The following is a 20,624-nucleotide window of genomic DNA, read 5'->3' on the forward strand; positions in this document are numbered from 1 at the left end:
AATATCCTGAAAAATAAAAACCGTTTCTGGCCTACTTTTTTCAAAACAGGCTGGAAACGGTTTCAGGGAATACTTACTTGACGCAGGGGGTGACAGAGCAAGTAGGAAGGTTACAGATCGCCGCAACATTCCTCCAGGCAGTCAATGACATCAATCAGCTTAGGAATGGAAAGGGAATAATAGATTTTGGTGCCTACCTTGAAAGACGAGAGCACGCCCTTGTCTTTAAGGGTGATCAAATGCTGTGACGCAATAGCCTGCGGCAGATCCAGGTAATTATAGATCTCCGTCACCGTCATTTTATCTTCTTTACCCAGAAGATCCACAATGGCCAACCTTTTGGGGTGCGCCAACACCTTGAGCATAGACGCCGCCTTATCTATCTTCTTAGACTCAACTCTGGATAATAAACTTTTCATAAATGACACACTAAAACCAGTACTACAATAGACGCGCCCACCGCGCCTTTAAACCCGCCCTACAACCCGTTTTACTTAGCACCATAACATTCTGCTACTTTAACGCATGGCCACTTGCCATAGTATAGGTATCATGCCGGGGACTTCGCTAGCCGGAGTTGACGTGGCTTATTGCAGATTTACGTATAAAGAAGATAATTGGATATATAAAATACTTAATACTGAAACAGTTCCATATTCAAATATATGAGAGCGACGCCTGACAGGCCGCTGAGAGGCAACCGACCCCGGCATAATCGCCGCAGACAGGGCTTCTAGGCCTCATCCAAGCCAACTGTTAAAAATTTTGTTGGGGCTAAAAAATTTTCTTCTGCGTCCAATTCTTTCTGAAAAGCGCCCATTTCCACTTACCTCTAAAATGCAAATGGACATCCTTGGAGAAACAGGGGAAGAGAAAAAACAGCAACTACTTTAGTGGGTGTTTTGCGGATAACGGGCTGGAAATAGGAATGGACCTGCACGATTGGTCATCCCCCTACCCCCTTCAAAGGGGGACGATATGCGTGGGATGAGGCTTTCGCCTCAGGGAAGTTGGAAGCTTCCCGAATTATGAGTCCAAGTTGGAAACTTGAACCAAGAAAGACTTGCTGGTGTAAACACCCCTCTTCAGAGCTTCGCTCGCTGCCTCAAACTCTCGTTTGGGCAATCCTCAAGGGGAGAGTCTGCTTTTAATAGGCGGTGCTGTCATTATTAAGCGTTATTGCGTTTTAGGCCTGTTTCCTCAAAAACGTGCACGAAACGCTAATAACCTCTAATTCTACTTTGCTTCTACCACGCATTTCCCGATTCCAGTCTTTACTTCGAGCGCCTCGCTTGTGGCCCGGCAATGGCGTTGCTAAGGGCAGACTGCAACTCGGCCGCAAGGGCAGTGCGAGGGGGAAAGACGGGGCCCCGCGGCCGTGAGCGCTCGGAGGGAAACCATGCAACAATACTGTATAAGGACTTAAGGCGACAGCGGGCACCACGCCAGCAGCAGGCGGAAAGGCGTGCACAAGGTAGTAGCAAGAGAGAGGGAGTCTTAACGGCAAACATAACATGCCTGAACCGATATGAAACAAGGTTACCTATAATCCATTCCCCCCTTGCCATTGCCTCCGGAAGCAACTATATTTCAAGAAGTTTCCAAGCCCCGTACTGTCTTCTATGAAATGGACCAAAGCCTTTGTCTCTGTTGCGCTCACCTTATTGGCGGTGTATGGCCTTAACCGCACCTACGGCATTATTCCGGCGTTGGGGCCGTTTTTGAGCCCGTATGAAGGCTTCTGGCGGAACAGTGAGCGCGAAGGCGAATTCCAGAGTGAGGAGTTGGCGTTGGAAGGGCTGCAGGCGCCGGTGCAGGTACGGTTTGACTCTTTGCGGGTGCCGCACATCTTCGCGCAGAATGATCATGACCTGTATTTAGCGCAGGGCTACCTTACTGCTAAAGACCGGCTGTGGCAAATGGAGTTCATGACCCACGCCGCTGCGGGCCGACTGTCAGAGCTTATTGGTGACCGCACATTGGAGATGGACCGCTACCAGCGCCGCATGGGCATGGTGACCTCGGCCCAGAAATCACTGCAGAAGATGCTCGCCGATCCGCAGAGCCGGATGGCCCTGGAAGCGTATACCGCCGGGGTGAACGCCTATATTGACCAATTATCCCCGCACGACTATCCGTTTGAGTACAAGCTGCTGCACTACGCCCCAGAGCGCTGGTCGCCGGTAAAGATAGTTCTGCTGCTCAAGATGCTCACCAATGACATGACCGGGTACTCAGATGACCTGCGCATGACCAACAACCTACGCAAATTCGGCGCAGCCACCATGAAAGACCTGTTCCCTGATTATCCCTTCCGGGAGGAGCCGATTATGGTGGCCGGGGCCCAACCCAAATTCAAGCCGGTGCCTATTCCGCCCACGCCCGCAGAGTTTATGGCCGGCGCAGCGCTTCATTCCCTGGAACGGCAGAAGCCCGAAAACCTGGGCAGCAACAACTGGGCCGTAGCCGGGGCCCGCACCGCCAGCGGTTATCCCTTGCTGGCCTCAGACCCGCATCTGGGCCTCACCCTGCCTTCCATCTGGCACGGGGTTCAGTTGCACGCACCGGGCATTAATACCTACGGCGTAATGATACCGGGCGCGCCGGGCGTGGGCATTGGGTTCAACGAGCATATTGCCTGGGGCATGACCAACGTGGGCGCCGATGTGCTGGATTGGTACGAAATCAAATTCAAGGACAACACGCGCCGACAATATTGGCACGGAGGGCAATGGAAACCGGTGCGCCGGGTAGTGGAGAAAATAAAGGTGAAAGGCGGCAAAGACGTGGTAGACACGGTACTCTACACCCATCACGGTCCGGTGGCCTACCTTCCTAATGAGAAGCCCTTCCGGAGCGGCAACACACCCACAGGCCACGCCCTGCGCTGGATTGCCCATGACAACCAAAACGAACTCAAAACGCTGTTCCTCATCAACCGCGCCACCAATTACCCGCAGTTCAGGCAAGCACTGGTTACCTGGGCGGCCCCGGCGTTTAATTTCGTCTACGCCGATACCCAGAACATTGCTATTGTCTCCAATGGCTTATTCCCGCTCAAGTGGCCAGGGCAAGGCAAGTTCCTGCTGGATGGCACCAATCCCGCCCATGACTGGCAGGGCTGGATTCCCATGAACCAGGTGCCCATGACCCTGAACCCAGCGCGCGGCTTTGTAAGCTCAGCGAACCAATCGCCGGTAAACCCGAAGGACTATCCCTATTACCTGGGTTCCACGTTTGCCGGCTATGAACGGAGCGCCCGCATCAACCAGCGCTTAACGGCCATGACCCAGGCTACGCCAGACAGTTTCAGGGTGCTGCAGACCGATAATTACAGCTTTGTACCTAAGAATATACTGCCCACTTTACTGGGACTGATTGACCATAACACCCTTTCGGGCAAACAGAGGAAAGCTTTTCAGACCCTGGCTGGGTGGAACTACCGCTTTGAGGCCAACCTACTCGCGCCGTACCTATTTGAGGAGTGGACCCAACGCTTGGCCAAGGCTATTTTCTTTGATGAATTTCCGCCGGAAACCCAGAAGGCACCTTCGCGCGACCGCCTGGTGCAGATGCTCTTGCAGGAACCCAACGCGCCCTGGTATGACAACGTGAACACGCCCCAGAAAGAAACCCTACCCCAATTGGTTAACACCACCTTCAAGCACGTAGCCGACAGTCTATACACCACTGACCAGAAGGGCCAATGGGGCAACGCGCGCAACTCCACCATCAAACACATGGCCCAGCTGCCGGGCTTCGGGCAGAAGTTGTTTGCCGGCGGAAGCGCCAATTCCATCAATGCCCTCAATGGCAGCCACGGCCCGTCTTGGCGAATGGTGGTGCAGATGGGGCCGCAGGTGCAGGCCTGGGGCGTGTACCCCGGCGGACAAAGCGGCAACCCCGGCAGCCGCTTCTATGACCAATTGCTCCATGACTGGCAGGCCGGCAAATTGCACCAACTGCTGTTTTTGAAATCAGCACAAGACCAACCGGCCGCTACTTCTATCACCTGGACCTTACAGAAAAACTAGCCATGCTTTTCCTTCTCATTCTTTTGCTCGGGCTGCTGGCCCAGTTCTTTCTGCCCTGGTGGAGCATTGCCTTGGTCTGCTTTGCCCTCGCCTTTTGGAAAGCGCAGTACGGGCGGCAGGCCTTCTTGTCGGGGTTTCTGGCCATTGGGCTCACGTGGCTGGGCGGCGCGCTGTTCTGGCATTTGGCTACCGACGGCGTACTCAGTAACCGGGTAGCCACCATGATGACCGTGAATTCCGCCTGGATTCTAGTGGCCGTGACCGCCTTTCTGGGGGCCATGGTAGGCGGGGTAAGTGCGTTGTCTGGCTACCTGGTACGTGGGTTGTGGGAATAGCCGCGTTTTAGGCCCGTTTTTTAAAAAACGGGCCTAAAACGCCGGTCGGTCTTTCAACTTTGCTATCGACTCCTTTTTAATAAGGCATAAGGGAATGAGGGTGTTTTACCTCCGTTTTGCGAAAAAGGGGCTGGAAACGGAAAATTACTTTCCGGTTTCTGGCCCCTTTTCCTGAAATTAGCCCTAAAATAACTTTCCACCCCATGCGCTTCGCACTTACCAACGGCACCATTTACTCTGGCTTTACTACCGCCCAAGGCTACGCGGTCCTTTTTGAAGACGGCAAGATTCTGGATCTGGTGCAGACAGAAGAAATTCCGGCGGACGTGACCGTGGTGGACGCTAAGGGCGGCATTATCTGCCCTGGTTTTGTAGACTTGCAGGTAAACGGCGGAGGAGGCGTGTATTTCACCCAGTATCCTACCCTGGAGAGCCTCCACACCATTAGAGACGCGCATCTGCCCTTTGGTACCACCAGTTTTCTGCCTACGGTGATCTCAGCGTTTCAGGACCGCATTCTGAAGACTATAGAAGCCGTGCGGCAGGCCATGCAGGAAGACCCCAACACGTTTCTGGGCATGCACCTGGAAGGGCCATTCTTCAGCCCTGAAAAGCCCGGCGCCCATGACACAGCCTGTATTAGATCAGCTACCCATGAGGAACTGGACGTGCTGCTGGCTACCGGAAATGACATCATCAAATACCTGACCCTGGCCCCCGAATGCGTGGAGGAAAGTATTCTGCAGCGACTGGCCCAAACGGGCATCGTGCTCTCGGCGGGGCACAGCATGGCCACCTTTGACCAGGCTCTGCAATTTTTCCAACAGGGCATCACCTCTGTCACGCACCTCTATAACGCCATGTCGGGTATAGATACCAAGCAGCCGGGGCTGGCCGCCGCTACTCTGGACTACGGCCAGGCTTGGACCAGCATTATTGTGGACGGCGAGCATTGCCACCCCTACGCCGTGCGATTGGCCAAAAAGATACTGGGCCAGAAACTGCACTTGGTCTCTGACTGTGCCGCCTGCGTAGGCTCAGACATTCCGTTCACAGACTTCGGTAATTTTAAAGCCTACTACCGCAATGGCCGCTGCGAGACCGAAGACGGCCGGTTGGCCGGTTCTGCCTTAACCATGCTGCAGGCGGTACAGAACACCGTCCACATGGTAGGGCTTGAGATAGACGAGGCGTTGCGCATGGCTACCTTGTATCCCGCCCAGGTGTTGAAAATGGAAGACCGCGTAGGGCAGTTGGTGCCGGGCGCGGTGGCCAATCTGGTGGTGCTAAACCAGGAGCTTGAGTTGCAGCAGGTATGGGTAAACGGAAAAGCGGTAGCCTTACAGCCAAAGCAGTAGTTTCTGGTTTAGGCCTCTTTTTGAAAAAACAGCCTTAAAACGCCGGCTCCCCAAGTAAAGAGTAAACGCAGGCTACTTTTATGGGAGTTACGCTTCTCCCGTTTGCTTTGCTATTTTTGGTAATAATTTAACGCTTTCTTCTACTAATACGTCAGGCCGTGGCCGGCAGGCTTTTCTGGGACTCACCCCTAAAGAAAAGGGCATTTGCCAGGGTCCTCCACTTTTACCAACCAGAATACACCCATGATAAAACAAACCTTTAAATTCTCAGGGATCGCCCTGCTGGCCACGGGCTCCTTTTTGGCCGTGAGCTGCAGCAAATCTATGACCACTGAGCAGAAGCCCGCCGCAGAGGTAGCGGTGGCCACCGTTCCGCAGGAAGAGACCCAACTACGCTCTGGTATCCTGAAGGCCAATATGGACCCTACCGTTAACCCCGGCGACAACTTTACGGCCTACGTAAATGGCGCCTGGGTGAAGAAAACCGAGATTCCGGCAGACAAGGCGGCTTACGGGGCCATGTACATTCTCAATGACAAAGCCCAGGAAGACGTAAAGGCCATCATTGAATCCTCGGCGACGGGAAAATTCGCCAATGGTTCTGAAGAGCAGAAGATAGGCGATCTGTATGAGGCCTACCTTAACACCAAGGTGAGAGACTCTATCGGATTAAAGCCTTTACAGGCCGAGTTCCAGAAGGTGGAGGCCATCAAAAACCACAAAGACCTGGCCCGCTACTTCGCCTACGCCAACAAATACGGCATCACTGCGCCGTTCAGCATTGGCGTGACCGAAGATTTCAAGAAACCAACGCAGTACATGCTTTTGACCTGGCAGGGCGGCTTGGGCTTACCTGAGCGGGAGTATTACTTTAAGGAAGACGCCAAGTCCAAAGAGATCAGGACGAAGTATGTAGACCACATCAACAAGATGCTCACGTTGGCGGGCATCGCCAAGGGCAAGGAGAAGGCCAGCCAGATCATGGCGCTGGAAACCAAGATGGCGGCCAAGCACATGAAGAAGGAAGACACCCGCAACATTGCGGCGCTGTACAACAAATACGCCATCAAGAAGGTACCTAGCCTCATGCCAGACTTTGACCTGACCGGCTATTTGCAGGAGGCAGGAATGAGCGGACAGGACAGCCTGGTAGTGACTCAGGTGGCGTACATGAAAGCCGTCAATGACATCATCAAAACTACCCCCATCAGCACCTGGAAAACTTATCTACATTGGGCCCTGGTTAATAATTCAGCCACTATCCTGACTACTGCCCTGGACCAGCAGAACTTTGAGTTCTACAACAAAACCCTGTCTGGCATGCAGAAGCAACAGCCGCAGTGGCGCCGTGCGGTAGGCGTGGTGAACGGTAACCTGGGCGAGATGGTAGGCAAAGTGTACGTAAAGAAACACTTCCCGCCCCAAGCCAAGGAACGAATGCAGATACTGGTGGGCAACCTGATCAAAGCCTATGAGAGCAGCATCAAGGAACTGGACTGGATGACCGAGGAAACCAAGGCACAGGCCCTGGACAAACTGAGCAAGTTCACGCCTAAGATTGGCTATCCAGACAAATGGCGTGATTACTCGGCGCTGCAGATTGCCAAGAATGACCTGTACGGCAACATGAAACGCGCCACCGCCTTTGAGTACCAGCGCAACGTGAACAAACTGGGCAAACCAGTAGACCGCTCTGAGTGGGGCATGACGCCACAGACCGTGAACGCCTATTACAACCCGCCTTTGAACGAGATTGTGTTCCCGGCCGCTATTCTGCAGCCCCCTTACTTTGACATGGATGCCGAGGATGCCGTGAACTACGGTGGTATTGGCGCCGTGATTGGCCATGAGATTGGCCACGGCTTTGACGACCAGGGCAGCACCTTTGACGGCAACGGCGTGATGCGCAACTGGTGGACCGAGAAAGACCAGCAGGAATTCAAGAAACGTACTAACGCCCTGGTGGCCCAGTACAATGAGTTTAAGGTGTTCCCAGACCTGAACGTGAACGGTGCCTTTACCTTAGGCGAAAATATTGGGGACCTGGGTGGCCTGAGCATTGCGTTGAAAGCCTACAACAACAGCCTGAACGGCAAACCGGCCCCGGTGCTGGACGGCTTTACGGGCACGCAGCGTGTGTTCATTGGCTGGGGACAGGCCTGGCTGAGCAAAGCCCGCGAAGAAGCCCTACGCAACCAGGTGTCTACCGACCCGCACTCGCCGGCCACCTTTAGGGTAAATGGTGTGGTGCGCAACGTACCTGAGTTCTACACTGCCTTCAACGTGAAGCCCACAGACTCTCTGTACCTGGCTCCAGAGAAAAGAGTAAAAATCTGGTAATCTGCCAGACGTTTATAAGGTGAACGAAGAGCCTGTCTACGGTGGTAGACAGGCTCTTCTTTTTTAGGAACCGCCCTGGCGTTTCGAGCCCGTTTTTCAGAAAACAGGCCTAAAACAACCTTCGCACGTAAGGTAATACCGTCACTAAGCCCAACGCTTTCGCTATGAAAATCATTACCATCACCATTAACCCTGCCCTGGACAAAAGTACCCGCGTACAGAAACTGGCCCCGGAAAAGAAGCTCCGCTGTGAGGAGCCCGTGTATGAACCAGGTGGAGGTGGCATCAACGTGTCAAGGGCCATTAAAAAGCTGGGCGGAGAGTCGTGTGCCTGGTACCTGTCTGGGGGACCAGCCGGCGAGCGCATAGGGCAACTGCTGCAAGCCGAAGGGGTAAGCTACCGGGAATTCAAGTGCCAGCACTGGACCCGCGAGAACCTGATGGTGATGGAGGTAGCCACGGGAGACCAATACCGTTTTGGTATGCCAGGCCCAGCCTTAACCGAACCAGAATGGCGACAGGTGCTGCAGGCCCTGGAAGACTTAGAGGAAACCCCTGAGTTTGTGGTGGCCAGCGGCAGTATTTCACCGGGCATGCCCGCCGATTTTTACGCCCAGATAGCCGCCCTGGCGGTGAAGAAAGGATTCAAGCTGGTGGTAGATACCTCGGGCGAGGCCTTATTGAAAGCGGCCGGAGCAGGTATCTATATGCTGAAGCCCAACTTAAATGAACTGGCGGCACTGGCCGGCAAAGAGACCATTAACGCCAAAGAACAGGAAGAACTGGCCCACCAGGTAATCAAGGAAGGCAAGAGCAACGTGCTGGTGGTTTCCCTGGGGCCCCGGGGGGCCATGCTGGCCACGGAGAACGGCTTTGAGTACGTGACCTCTCCCACGGTGAAGGTAGAAAGCGCCGTGGGTGCCGGCGATAGCATGGTGGGCGGTATGGTACTCAAACTCACCGAAGGCTGGCCCCTCACAGATGTGATCAAATACGGCGTGGCTACCGGTACCGCCACTACCATGACGCCTGGCTCAGAGCTGTGCCGCAAATCAGACGTGGAAGAAATCTACCACTGGCTGAAATCGCATTAAAGGGGCGCGTTACTTCTTCGGGGTTAATTACTTGGCCGCTCTCCTGAGCACTTTCATTTGCACGGGCGCTACGCCGGCTTTGTCCAGGTCCAGCTTTTTAGCGGCAGATCTGGAGAGGTCTATGATACGGCCCGGGGTGAAAGGACCGCGGTCGGTGATCTTAACTTTCACAGATTTTCCGTTGCTGGGGTTGGTCACCTTCACCTTCGTCCCGAAGGGTAGTTTCTTATGGGCGGCGGTAAGTTTACCGGGTTGGTAGCGGTCTCCGTTGGCCATCTTGTTTCCCTTGAGCTTGTCTGAGTAATAAGAAGCCTTGCCTGTTTCTTTATAGCCGCGCTCACCAAAAGCCGGGGCGGAAGAAGTACAGTTGGTGGTAAAAAACGCCAGGGCCGCCAGCAGGCAATACAGATGAATTCTGAAAAGGGGGAAGGTTTTATGCATAGTTGAAAAAATGACGCAGGGCGCTTTCCAGCAAAGGCCAGTCAAGCTGTTCCAGCGGGTGTTTGGTGGCAGGCAAGACCTGAAACTGCGCCTGAGGCAACTGCCGGTAAGCGCTTAGTGATTCCTCTATGGTCACCATCTGGTCCCGGTCTCCTACGGCAATACGTACCGGCAAGGTTATCTGGCTAAGCGCCTCGGGAGAAAGCAAAGGGTTCTGGCCCAGTTGCTCCATCAGGACGGCTGTGTTTTTTACTACCTGCCTCCAATCCTGGGGCGCGTGGCGCTGTTGCAGGGCTTGGGCAAAGGCGGGTACCTTCGCTTCTATTACTTCAGGGTTAAGCTTTGCCGTCTCATGCATTGCTGCCTCTGGGCTCCAGGTAAATTTGGTGGCCAGGGTGAAGATGCCCGCAAACCGGGAAGGTTCCCGCCGGGCCGCTTCCAGTGCTATGTAGCCGCCCATGCTATAGCCAAATACCCAAACCGGCCCCAGGTCTTGCGCTTGCAGCCAGGCCAGCAATTGATCCACAAACGTTTCAATGGAGAAAGAATCTTCCTCTGGAAAAGGTTCTCCGCCGTGGCCTGCCAGATTCAGCCGGAACACCGGCAAAGAGGGCGGGAGCAACGGAAGCAGCGGCTCAAACTGGTCTTTGGCGCCCAGCGCCCCATGTAGCAAAAGCAGTGGTGGCATGTGATAGGTAATGATGGTGGCGTTATTTGCCTAACGTTCTGTTTTAAGCCTTATTTTCTGAAAACAGCCCTAAAACAGGAAATTGCGGATTGCTATCTAGGCTAGCCGCTTGAGAAAGTGGAAGCCTTTGATCACAAATCCTTCGCGCAGGTAAAACTTATGGGCCGCATGGTTCACTACGTAGGCATCCAGCATCATCATCTCACACTGGTTTTGCGCAGCCTCTTGGGTGAGCCAGTCCAGCAACTGCTTTCCTACCCGCTGCGACCGGTATTGCTCCTCTACCACAAAATTATCTACCTCCAAATATTTGCCGCTGTATAGCTTGGTGCCAAGCCAGAAGCCAGAAAGCGCCACGCAGGTGGTTCCGGCAAAAGCACCCACCATTCTATAGTTATTAGGCAGCATTTGCTGGAGCAGGCTTTCATACCGGCTGTACTCCATGTTGGGGTTCAGGAATTGAATCAGGGGGAAGCACGTCAGCATCTCGGTCAACGAGGTTATTTCTCTTATCTCTAGGTCTTGCGCCATGGGTTCTTGTTAATACCTGCAAAAATAATACGCCTGGCACGGCATCAAAGCCAGCCATTATGAAAACGTTAAGTTATAGACAATTAAAAGCCGCCAATGTTAAACATATATTAATTAACATTTTATGCCTATTTACTCCCATTCAGGCATTCTATATTTACTTCATAAAACAGGCAAGACAGCAGGAATTCAATTGAATAAAGAAGAAAAATTTATTTTAATAAAAACCATTGCACCCTCTATTAGCACGGTTTCACCAAGTAATTATATGCTGCCAGGTAACATCATGTTTTACATTTACACAAGTACACATGTACGCAGGAAATAACTCTCCTTCAGCTGTCAAGGCCCAACACTGTTCGGTTTTAGACAGACATTGTTCAGTATTGATCACTATATAAATAAGTAGCAATCTGAAAATCAGTATCTTACATTATTGGCACAGCCCTTGCAAATGGGGAAGTGAAGTAACAGAGCAAGAGCCAAGGCAACCCAGCGCTTTTATACACCACAGAGAGAAGGCAAGGAAAGGAACACTAAAATATTTTTTTCAAACCCCAAGCAACCATCTTTTTAAATCTGCATCTATTTAAGAGAACAGCATCTAACAAAAACTAATAGAGCTATTTCATAAGGCTTAAATGCCAAAACAAACTGGTAGAATTTCTACCCCTGACCCTTATGTCCTTTTTTTTAAGAAAGGTGAAATACGAATTCATTTTTTACCATAAAACCATCCATTTTTCACATTAAAAACACATTACTATGAAACGTTTATTTTTAATCGCCGCTTTAGTTTTAGTACAAGTAATGGCAGTTATGGCACAGGGGCCAACCAGCCGGGTAAATGCAGATAAGGTTAAGATGTACCGCCAGCCAGACGCCAAAGGAGAGGTTATGCGCCTTCTCAACCCCGAAGATGAAATTGTGGTAATGCGGGAGCAGAACCGCCAATGGACCTTAGTGGCTATTGACGGAGAAGGAGGCTACGTGCTCACCTCTTACCTGAAAGCCAAGAAAGGCAAGAAAGTAGCCGCCGCCAAAGTATCACAAGACGGGAATAAAAGCGCCAGACTTTAATTTCTGCGCCCCGTTTTAGCGTTAAACGCAAAGTGCCCGCTCTGTAGAGAGCGGGCACTTTGCGTTGCGTCTAAATTTACGTTTACTCTTTGGGGGCAGGCTCTACGGGAGTATAGTTATACAGGTCAATAGCCTCAGAGAGCTTGTCTTTTTTAACCAGCTTAATGATCTGCGGAATGAGCATGATGCCGGCCCCCACCAAGGTAAGGGTAGAGAAGTTGGAGCCAGACGAAGAACCACCCCTGAACTGCTGCTGCAGCCCGGCTACCAATACCCCGGCCCCGGCAATGTAAATACCGGTTTGTATGTTCTGCCCGCGTTTATAGTCCTGCAGGCTTTCCAGGCTGCCTGGGTTATCTGCCAAGGCAGGCCGCAGGTTTTTGTAGGTAAGCGGCTGCAGAGGGCCGTTCTCTTTGGAGAAATAGTAAACCTTGCGTTGGGTAGGATAACCGCCATAGCCGTAACCACCCATGCCGTAGCCGCCCATACCTATGCCAACGCCCGGTCCATAAGAGTTATAATCTGTCCGGTAAACAAAATAGGTAGACACCTTGCCGGCCTGGTCACGCTGGGCGAAATCACTGAACCGGCGGCCGGCCTCTACCCGGGCAAAAAAGCCGTCCTGGCTCTGGTAATACTTCACCATCTCGGGGTTATAGCGCAGCGTATCATCCAGGAGAAAATAGTTTTGTTTGAAGATGGGGCTTTTAAACTGGAGCCGGCGGGCATAGACGCGCTGGCCGTTGTGCAGCTCCACAAAGTAGGGTGTGCCGCTAGAAACGTCCTGGGCCTGGCTTACCGCTGCCCACCCCAACAACACCAATAGGAAAAGTTTTTTCATCATGCCTACAAAACGTTAAAAACCAGAAAGCTATTGAAAGATAAGAAAAAAATATGTGCCGTTTTTAGCCACCTGGGGCAGCGCAGGCCAAAGTTAACCCAAAACCTAAGGAAACAGTAAAAGGAAATATCCCCTTTGTTCCACCTTAACGGACCAGACTATGTTTATTGCACTAACTATTCTACTGATAATTGCCTTGTTCATAACGGTGTATTACGTGCGGGCAAGCAAAGCCGGAGCAGCCCAGCAAGAAACCACCACCCGTATTTCTGGTGGTAGGCCGCAACAGCCTGCCGCCCCGGGCCAAACCACCAAAGTATCTCCTAACTCCGGCAGCGTGCCAGACGGAACGGGTAATGACAAGGGAAACGGCGGCGCGGCACTCAGCAGTGGCATGCAAGGCTAACCACCGATTTTGGTATTTGCTCTAAAACAGGAACGCCCCTTGCAAGGGGCGTTCCTGTTTTAGAGCACTAGGCCTCAGAAAACCATAAAGGCTTATTTGCCTGAAGCCTTTACTTTCTCTTTGCCAGAGGCTTCGGCTTTTGACTCTCCGTTGCTGCCTGCCATGCCCTTCTGGTCACTGTTTTTATCCAGTTGCCGGGCCTGGGCATTGCCGCCGCGGACCTCAATCCGGTGACGGGTGGTTTTCCGTTCGTCTTTAGGCACCGTTACGTGCAGGATGCCATCTTCAAAGGTGGCCTCAATTCTCTCGGGGTTAACCGTATCTGGCAACTGAAAAGACCTGGAGAAAGCGCCGTACTGGCTTTCAATCATGTGGTAACGCTTCTCTTTCTTTTCATTGCTGAACTGGCGCTCGCCTGAAATGGTGAGACGCCCTTGCTGGAAATCCAGTTGGATGTCTTCCTTTTTCAGGCCGGGCAAAGACACGTCAATCTCGTACCCGTTCTCGGTTTCACAGGTATCTACGTGCGGGTTAAACTTGTTCAATCGCTCTCTGCTGTTGACAGACTCATTAAAGAATTTGTCTAGCATGGTGCTAAAGGATTGCGGCATCATGTCTTCAAAGCCGCTTCCATAACGTTGAATAGCCATAGTTCCTCCTTTTTATGATACTGAAACATCTGGCAGAGACATGGGCTCTGCCGTAACCATCACACTCACAAGTACACAAGGGCCGTTTTAAGCCTGGTTTTGCCAAAAGAGCCTTAAACTGTGTTTCTTTACGTACCTACTGTGCCCGTCTGGCCTTTTTATTTTTACGGCACATTATTCTGCCGGTTCAATCTCCAGAAATCGCGGGCCCTGGGGCAAATACGGGATATGCACCCGTAGTTCCTGGCCGGCGTACTCTACCCGCAGTTGCCCGAAATCTGTGAATGGAGGCAGCAGGAAACTCTGGTTAAACAAAGGTATCTGCATGGCCTGCTGTTGCTCGCTCTGGTGCAACGCCATAACGGTAAGCTGATTTTTATCCAGCACCACTTGGCACTGCTCCAGAGAAATACCGGGTAATACTACCTGCAGGATGGCTTCTTTCTTACGCTTGGTCATTCTAACCTGCGGCTGAACCACGCCGCCTCCTACGGTATTGGTAAGGTCTATGTATTGCGCTATATTCTGTAAGAACTTCTTGTCTTTTATCAGTTTCATGATCTTCACTTTCCTTTCTCTATTTCTTACAGAGGGCTATGCAAAGGGCGTACCAAGCACGTAAACCGCCTTTCAAGGGCTAAATACCGACAAAATGACAAGCCTAGTTTTCGCTTAACCGGCAAAATGACAGACTACCCAAAAGCGGGGTGAAAAGTAAAAACAGCAGGGCTGGAAAGGTCAATGGGCATTGCCAAAACCATTGCCCAAAGCAGTGTTTTACCGCTTGCTTAACTTAGGGCAATTCATTAGATTTAATGACAGAAAAATTGGCCATGCAACTCACCCTTCCTCAGGTTTACTATGAGAGCCCCAGCCTTGTTATCAGGTATGATCAGGAGCAGCAGTTGGGTACGGCCAAGTGGAAAGGGCACCTTGAAAGCTCTGACCTACGCGAAGGGGTGCTGCTCTGCAACCATGTAGTAGAAAAATACAGCCTTACCCGCTGGCTAGGAGACAATCGGCTTATGAAGGCTTTTTCCCCTGAAGACGAGCAATGGTTTATTGAAACCCAGCTACCCCAATTAATTGCCGGGCCGCTTCGGCGCATGGCTACGCTTGTTTCTAAAGACCAGGCCCAAGTGGCCGCCATAGAGCACATCATTGAACGGGCCCAGGGCCTGCACAAACTGGCCATCCATGATTTCAATTATGAAGACGCGGCGCTACAGTGGCTGCTGCAGGACTTTTAGTTGTTCTGGTGGAGGTAAGGGCCAGGCTACGCCTTCCTTTTAGTTTTTACCGAAAACCCCAGGGCACCACGGCCGTTTTACCTTTCTATGGTAGACTTTCTAGAAACGGTGCTAGGGTTATCACAGAAAGAACTGATTTGGTGGCAGATGTGCATACGGGCGGCCTTGGTCTTTCTTATCTCACTGGGGTATATCAGGATAGCCAACAAGCGCATCTTCGGAAAATTCAGTGCCTTTGACATTGTGTTGGGCGTTATGTACGGTTCTGTCATGAGCAGGGCCATTACCGGCAACGCTCCCTTCTTTGCCACCCTGGCGGCGGGATTATCTCTCATTTTACTGCACCGGCTGCTGGCATTTCTGTCTCTAAGGGTGAGGCATGGGTCACCACTTAGTAATTTTATCAAAGGCCAACCCATTCCGCTGGTGCTGAACGGGAATATTCTCCAAGACGCCCTGCAGAAACATAGCATCACGGAGCGCGACCTTCAGGAGGCGCTCAGATCTAACGGAGGGCCTGTAGACCTTGCCAAAATTGAAACAGCCTACCTAGAACGCAGCGGTGACATTAGCCTGATCATGAAAAAAGAAAACTGATCACCGCCCTTCGGTCCGAGTTATTCTTTGTACACATTCCCGTCCCTACAGCAAAGCCAGCCCAGAGCCGCCTATCCATGCAAAAGCCCGAAAAGCCGCTAAGCTTGAGTGATTTCTTGTCTCGGCCCTCGCGGCTATTCTTTTGGTACATGCCATTGCCGTGGCAACCCATAAGCTTTAAGAAAGTCTTTGGCTGGTCTTCGGCCCTTGGCCACTGTTTTAGATGGGACGGCAAGCCACTGCCTGTTTTGGGGCTCTTTTCCAAAAAACGGGCTTAAAACGGAAAGCGTCTAATTTAACCGGTTGTTCTCAGTATCTAAGGCCGAGTCGCGTTTCTTGGGGGCCGGTAACTTCTTCCCAAACCCGTAGGTGAAATTAAGCCTGATTTGGCGGCTCTCGCCGTGGCCGGTGTTGCGGTAGAAGAAGCCGTTGAAGGAGCTGTAGGTATTCCAGCGGTTGGTCAGGAACACATCTGTAAGGGCCAGGCTCAGGGAGGCGGCTTCGCTCAGCTTCTTTTTCATTGCCACGTTCACCTGCCCGCTGGCCCGGCTGTATTTGTTGCCGCCCGCCACCGTGGCCGAGTTGTACCGCCCCGTAAGCTCACCGGTGAAATCCTTGGGGAGCCGGAAGGTCTGCTGCAGGTTGAGCGTATAGGCGGTGGCATCTTGCCTGAACTTGCGTTTCTCGTCAAAGACCACAAAGTTGTCTACGTAGTAGAACAGCCCGTTCACTGATACCTCCCACCAGGGCCTGGCTTTGAACGTGCGGGTCACATTAACGGAGTAATGCTGTTGGTCGCCCACGTTGCGGGGCATCATCACAATTTGGGTCACGTTGATGGTGTCATCTACCTGCGCAATAAGGTTATTGGTGCGCGAGTAGGCCAATGAGACCACCAGGCCGTTGGCGTGGCCGTAATCCAGGGAATAGCGGTTGCTGAACTGCGGCTGCAGGAAGGCATTGCCCTGCCAGAATGTGAGGTCATCTACCAAGGCCACAAAGGGGTTAAGCCGCTGGTAGGCGGGCCGGTCCAGGCGGCGGGAGTAGGCCAGGGAGAAGCGGCTGTTTTCATTGGCCTTCAAAGAAAGGGAAAGGTTGGGAAAAAGGTTGAGGTAGTCATTCTTCACCATCTGCCCGGCGGCCTGTTCCTCTTTCCGGAAGGCCAGCTCGCCATTGGCCTTGGTATGCTCCACCCGGAGCCCTGCCTGCCCGCTTACCTTGGGTGAGAGGGCAAACCGGTAGCTGCCGTACACCGCCGAGATGCGTTCCAGGTAGTTGAAATCATTGGATTGGTGGTCATCCAGCACTTCGCCTTGCGGCAGTTGATGGAAGAACTTGAAGGAGTTGTCTGACTCCACGGAGGAAAACTTGGCGCCGGCCAGCACTTTCCCGCCGGCTAGGCTGTCTTCATAATCTACCTTCACGGCAAACAGGGTCACGCCCGCGCCTGAGAGCGAGCGGTACAAGGCCTGGTCTTCCTGCTCGCCCGCCGGGGAATAGTAGGTATTGGACTGCCGGTTTTTATTGGCGCCGTCAAAATAGCCCAAATCCAGGGCGGCGCTGAGGCTGCGGCCTATGCTATCTTGCGCGAAGCGGTAGTTCAGGCTGGTATTGTAGCGGTTGTTGCGCTGGTGGTAATAGTCATTGTTGGCCTGGAGCACCCGTATGGGTGGCTGATTAAACTCGTCGTAAATGCTGGTTCTGGTGTGGGTATGGCTGCCTTCGGTTAAGGCGAAGAAGAGGTTGCCGCTGCCCATCACGCCCACCGTCTGGTACCGGCTCAGTTGGTAGTCTACGCCTACGCTGGCATTCAGGCGATTGCGGGTGTCAGAATCATCTACGGGGCTGTTGTAGACGAGCCCGTTCTGCTCGCGGTAAAAGGTGTAGTCATAGGCATACGCCCCCAGGAGATGGCTGTAGCTGCCGTACACGTTCCAGGGGCCTTTTCTGGTATTGAGGTTGAAGCTCAGGTTCTGTTTGGGCGTGACCCAGCCCGCCACCCCAATAGTCGCCGAGCCGTTCATACCAAACTCAATGTTCTTCCGGGTTTTGATGTTGATAAGCCCCGCCGATCCCGCCGCGTCAAACTGCACGCCGGGGTTGGCCAGCAAATCTATGGTACTGATAGCCGAGGCGGGCAAGGTTTTGAGCAGCGCCACCAGGTCAGCCGATTCCAGGTAGACCAGTTTGCCGTCCATAAGCAGGCGCACGCCGCTTTTGCCGTTGAGGGAGATGGCGTTGTCCTGGCTGATGGCCACGCCCGGGGCCGTGCTGAGCACATCATAGGCCGTGCCGCCCTGGGCGGCGATGCTCCGCTCCACGTTCAGGGTCAGGTTGCCGTCTTCGGCGGAGATCAAGTTTTTCTGGCTGTAGACCTTTACTTCTTTCAGGGCCTGCTCAGTGGCTTTCATCTGCAAGGTGCCCAGCTGCAGGTTGCCCAGCGGGAAAGCCGGCGTCTGGAACGGCTGGTACCCCAGATAAGTGAGCCCTATTTTAAACCGGCTGGCGGTGGGTGCATACGTCAAAGAGAATTCGCCTTTGCCGTTGGTCACCGTGCCTTTCAAGCTTTGCGTACTGCCTTCCTGCAACAGGAAAACGGTCACAAACTCCAGCGGCTGGTTCTGCTCATTCACCACCTTACCCTGCACCACCACATTGGCCGTCTGTGACCAAACACTGGGGCTCCAAATGCCGAGGCTTAGGAGGAAAAGGCAAAGGGCGGAAAACTTTTTCATCTTCGTAGGGGAGCTTACCGGCGAAGATGCGGAATTCTTCCAGATAGTAAATAAACTTAAAAATATAAGTTCCTGATTTTATTGGGGTTGGTGCCTGGCTTTGGGTGAAACCTGGCGGAAAGGTTAAGAAGAGCAGGTTTCTGATTTAGGCTTGTTTTCTGAAAAACAGGCTCAAAACAGAAGTAGCGGGTTGGGTAAAACAGGAGGCTAGGAGCACGCTACTAGCACCTTTCTTAGTGAGAACACCATCAAAGGAGAAGAGATAGCCCTGGTTGAAAACCAAGTGCTTTTAGCTACTTTAGCTGGCATGATTCTTCAATCAGTTCCCTCCCGTTGGTTTCCCCTGGTTTCTATTCTAGCCATTACACTTCTTCTTTCCGCCTGCTCCACGCAAAAGCCATTTTATTCTTTTGCCCCTTCCTCCAATATTCATCAAAGTACTGTAGCGCCGCTGGTAGATTCGGTGACAGCCCCACCACCCGCGGTAGTGGTGACTACGCCGGTTGCCGTACCAGAAAGCTACCCATTGTTGGCGTCTACTGCTGCTCCAACACCTGCTTTGCTGCTCGCTACTTCTAGGCCACGGCCACAGCCAGTAGTAGTAAGGCCATCAGCTATACAAACCACTCCGGCCCTAGCGCCGTTTGCTACCCAAGAGAATAAGCAGCTTATGCGGCACAAGTTTGCTCGCAAGGCAGACAAAACTCCTCTGGACAAGGGCATTAACACTATGGTTACTTTAAGCCTTTTATTCGGTTTTGCCGCGTTGCTGGTGGGCCTGATAGGTATTGGCACCCTTCTATCTGGCGGCTAGACTTTGCTTACCCTGTATGGCATCCTGGCCCTGTTAGGCGTTTCCCTCAGCATCTTGGCTCTTTCCAAAATAAATGCAAATCCCAGCCGCCCCACCTATGACAAAGACCGAAGAGCCGCAAAATTTGGGTTGTTTCTTAGCTTGGTGCCAGCGTCCATTTTACTGCTTCTTTTCCTGGCGGTAGCAATGGGGTGATGAGCAGAAGATCACTTTTGGCCTGTTTTTCTGATTTTGGCTTTAAAACGGAAGCAGTATATTACGTGATATCAGAAAGACAGCAGTAGCGCCCGCCCTTGTTGGTGTTCTCACCAACAAGCTTTAAGGTGTTGGTCTCTGAACAACTGATCCACTATGCTTGATGCAGGCTAATTAATTGAGGGCCTTTTGTGGTTGGACCGCAGAGGTGCTTGTTGGTGAAAACACCAACAAGGGAGAAGAGTCTGGATTGTCTGTAACCCCAGATTCCTCTAAAAACTCAAATTCAATCTCGAGGATAATCAAAATATCATCTAAAGTGAGCTTTGCCCGCAGGGCAGTCGGTATATTTTCATAAACGATCTTTGCCGCATCCTCTGGTTATAATGTGGTAAATCTTTCATAATATCCAATTTAGAATAACTTTTTTGACCAATACGTACAAACGGAAAAGGAGGCCGTTACGGGCCTCCTTTCCTGTTTTAAAGCAAAACTAAATAAAATTCCATCTATGCGAAATTTCTGAACAAGCAGCCTCAATATCCTGTAGCCTCTTTGCATAAGCTTTTGGTGCTGTATATATAGTCTTATTGAAGATATCTATAACAAAACAATTTCTCGCTTTTATAGGCTTGCCGTATTGTTGCTCTAAATACATCTTCAAAAGTGTGCCTATATAATCAGCAGAGGTTTTAGATAATGGACAACTTTTTGAGAAATACAGTTTAACGCCTCCAGAAATTTCTGATTTGTCATGAATAAGAATCTCGGGCCGGATACTTATTTCAACTCCTGAAATAGTTAACGACGCATATTTGCTTATTCCATCATTGAAGTCTTTGTCCTCTTCTAGCAATTCTGAATTATTAATAAACTCTAAAAATTGAGTTAGAGCCTCAATACAAGAATAAATTACCTCATGTTGATGCTTATTAGTAGGTTTCTGTTTACTCAACTCCTCAATAGCTTGATGGATTACTTGCTCGCTTCTATTCGCATCAAGAAAAAAACCTTTGATAACAGCCTCTGCTTTGGAGTATCGTGATGTAATAAAATCTCGTGGATATTTTGCGTCATGAATAATCCTAGCCCTTCTTGCTGCTAGGGCACACAAATATTCGCCCGTCTTATTTACTGTTAATCTAGGGGAGGTACGCTCTTTTAATGACACTTCTACTTTTTTAGTTTTTTTCATTATCCTTTTAATAAGAAAATCTAGTAGCAAAAGTCGTGGC

General features: G+C 51.7%; 19 protein-coding genes. 10 read left to right on the forward strand and 9 right to left on the reverse strand.

Going from position 1 to position 20,624, the window contains the following annotated elements; genetic code table 11:
- Positions 1-110 precede the first annotated feature (110 nt).
- Positions 111-419 carry an ArsR/SmtB family transcription factor gene (locus ACYVJQ_RS01575; protein ID WP_048921996.1) on the reverse strand — a complete coding sequence of 103 codons (309 nt, stop codon included), beginning with the start codon at positions 417-419 and terminating at the stop codon, positions 111-113.
- Between the two features lie 1,203 nt (positions 420-1,622).
- Between ACYVJQ_RS01575 and ACYVJQ_RS01580 the strand changes: the two genes are divergently transcribed.
- The 5 genes from ACYVJQ_RS01580 to ACYVJQ_RS01600 all read left to right on the forward strand — a co-directional run bounded on the left by ACYVJQ_RS01580 (position 1,623) and on the right by ACYVJQ_RS01600 (position 9,161).
- Positions 1,623-4,034, forward strand: a complete 2,412-nt coding sequence (locus ACYVJQ_RS01580) for a penicillin acylase family protein (RefSeq protein ID WP_460891312.1) — start codon at positions 1,623-1,625, stop codon at positions 4,032-4,034.
- A 2-nt stretch (positions 4,035-4,036) separates the two neighbouring features.
- Positions 4,037-4,369, forward strand: coding sequence for a hypothetical protein (locus ACYVJQ_RS01585; RefSeq protein WP_460891313.1), 333 nt, complete (start codon positions 4,037-4,039; stop codon positions 4,367-4,369).
- Between the two features lie 203 nt (positions 4,370-4,572).
- Positions 4,573-5,727, forward strand: coding sequence for an N-acetylglucosamine-6-phosphate deacetylase (nagA, locus tag ACYVJQ_RS01590; protein WP_460891314.1), 1,155 nt, complete (start codon positions 4,573-4,575; stop codon positions 5,725-5,727).
- A 243-nt stretch (positions 5,728-5,970) separates the two neighbouring features.
- Positions 5,971-8,067, forward strand: coding sequence for a M13 family metallopeptidase (locus ACYVJQ_RS01595; RefSeq protein WP_460891315.1), 2,097 nt, complete (start codon positions 5,971-5,973; stop codon positions 8,065-8,067).
- Positions 8,068-8,231: 164 nt separating this feature from the next.
- A complete protein-coding gene (locus ACYVJQ_RS01600) occupies positions 8,232-9,161 on the forward strand; it encodes a 1-phosphofructokinase family hexose kinase (RefSeq protein ID WP_460891316.1) in 930 nt (309 codons plus the stop codon).
- Positions 9,162-9,188: 27 nt separating this feature from the next.
- Here the strand turns inward: ACYVJQ_RS01600 and ACYVJQ_RS01605 are convergent, their stop codons facing one another.
- The 3 genes from ACYVJQ_RS01605 to ACYVJQ_RS01615 all read right to left on the reverse strand — a co-directional run bounded on the left by ACYVJQ_RS01605 (position 9,189) and on the right by ACYVJQ_RS01615 (position 10,821).
- The gene (locus tag ACYVJQ_RS01605; RefSeq protein ID WP_460891317.1) at positions 9,189-9,602 is read right to left on the reverse strand and encodes a septal ring lytic transglycosylase RlpA family protein; all 414 of its coding nucleotides are present in this window, start codon (positions 9,600-9,602) and stop codon (positions 9,189-9,191) included.
- On the reverse strand, positions 9,595-10,290 hold the full coding sequence (locus tag ACYVJQ_RS01610; RefSeq protein ID WP_460891318.1) for an alpha/beta fold hydrolase: 696 nt from the start codon (positions 10,288-10,290) through the stop codon (positions 9,595-9,597). Before ACYVJQ_RS01610 ends, ACYVJQ_RS01605 begins: the two co-directional genes overlap by 8 nt.
- Positions 10,291-10,386: 96 nt before the next feature.
- On the reverse strand, positions 10,387-10,821 hold the full coding sequence (locus ACYVJQ_RS01615; protein WP_460891319.1) for a GNAT family N-acetyltransferase: 435 nt from the start codon (positions 10,819-10,821) through the stop codon (positions 10,387-10,389).
- Positions 10,822-11,586: 765 nt separating this feature from the next.
- Here ACYVJQ_RS01615 and ACYVJQ_RS01620 point away from each other — a divergent pair.
- Positions 11,587-11,901 (forward strand): SH3 domain-containing protein, encoded by a 315-nt coding sequence (locus ACYVJQ_RS01620; protein WP_460891320.1) that lies wholly within the window; start codon positions 11,587-11,589, stop codon positions 11,899-11,901.
- 82 nt (positions 11,902-11,983) lie between these two features.
- Here the strand turns inward: ACYVJQ_RS01620 and ACYVJQ_RS01625 are convergent, their stop codons facing one another.
- Positions 11,984-12,745 (reverse strand): hypothetical protein, encoded by a 762-nt coding sequence (locus ACYVJQ_RS01625; RefSeq protein WP_460891321.1) that lies wholly within the window; start codon positions 12,743-12,745, stop codon positions 11,984-11,986.
- 157 nt (positions 12,746-12,902) lie between these two features.
- Here ACYVJQ_RS01625 and ACYVJQ_RS01630 point away from each other — a divergent pair, with 157 nt between their 5' ends.
- Positions 12,903-13,148, forward strand: coding sequence for a hypothetical protein (locus ACYVJQ_RS01630; protein ID WP_460891322.1), 246 nt, complete (start codon positions 12,903-12,905; stop codon positions 13,146-13,148).
- Between the two features lie 92 nt (positions 13,149-13,240).
- Here ACYVJQ_RS01630 and ACYVJQ_RS01635 read toward each other — a convergent pair whose 3' ends face one another.
- Entirely contained in the window at positions 13,241-13,798 is a 558-nt protein-coding gene (locus ACYVJQ_RS01635; RefSeq protein WP_460891323.1) for an Hsp20/alpha crystallin family protein, read from the reverse strand.
- Between the two features lie 174 nt (positions 13,799-13,972).
- Complete coding sequence (locus ACYVJQ_RS01640) at positions 13,973-14,356, reverse strand: Hsp20/alpha crystallin family protein (protein ID WP_460891324.1); 384 nt, start codon at positions 14,354-14,356, stop codon at positions 13,973-13,975.
- 257 nt (positions 14,357-14,613) lie between these two features.
- Here ACYVJQ_RS01640 and ACYVJQ_RS01645 point away from each other — a divergent pair, with 257 nt between their 5' ends.
- Positions 14,614-15,048 (forward strand): hypothetical protein, encoded by a 435-nt coding sequence (locus tag ACYVJQ_RS01645; protein WP_460891325.1) that lies wholly within the window; start codon positions 14,614-14,616, stop codon positions 15,046-15,048.
- An 87-nt stretch (positions 15,049-15,135) separates the two neighbouring features.
- The gene (locus tag ACYVJQ_RS01650; RefSeq protein ID WP_460891326.1) at positions 15,136-15,645 is read left to right on the forward strand and encodes a DUF421 domain-containing protein; all 510 of its coding nucleotides are present in this window, start codon (positions 15,136-15,138) and stop codon (positions 15,643-15,645) included.
- Between the two features lie 290 nt (positions 15,646-15,935).
- Here ACYVJQ_RS01650 and ACYVJQ_RS01655 read toward each other — a convergent pair whose 3' ends face one another.
- On the reverse strand, positions 15,936-18,380 hold the full coding sequence (locus ACYVJQ_RS01655; protein ID WP_460891327.1) for a TonB-dependent receptor: 2,445 nt from the start codon (positions 18,378-18,380) through the stop codon (positions 15,936-15,938).
- A 307-nt stretch (positions 18,381-18,687) separates the two neighbouring features.
- Here ACYVJQ_RS01655 and ACYVJQ_RS01660 point away from each other — a divergent pair, with 307 nt between their 5' ends.
- Entirely contained in the window at positions 18,688-19,194 is a 507-nt protein-coding gene (locus tag ACYVJQ_RS01660; RefSeq protein ID WP_460891328.1) for a hypothetical protein, read from the forward strand.
- Positions 19,195-19,882: 688 nt separating this feature from the next.
- Here the strand turns inward: ACYVJQ_RS01660 and ACYVJQ_RS01665 are convergent.
- Positions 19,883-20,584, reverse strand: a complete 702-nt coding sequence (locus tag ACYVJQ_RS01665) for a hypothetical protein (RefSeq protein WP_460891329.1) — start codon at positions 20,582-20,584, stop codon at positions 19,883-19,885.
- Positions 20,585-20,624 lie beyond the last annotated feature (40 nt).

Source organism: Rufibacter soli (assembly GCF_054781795.1).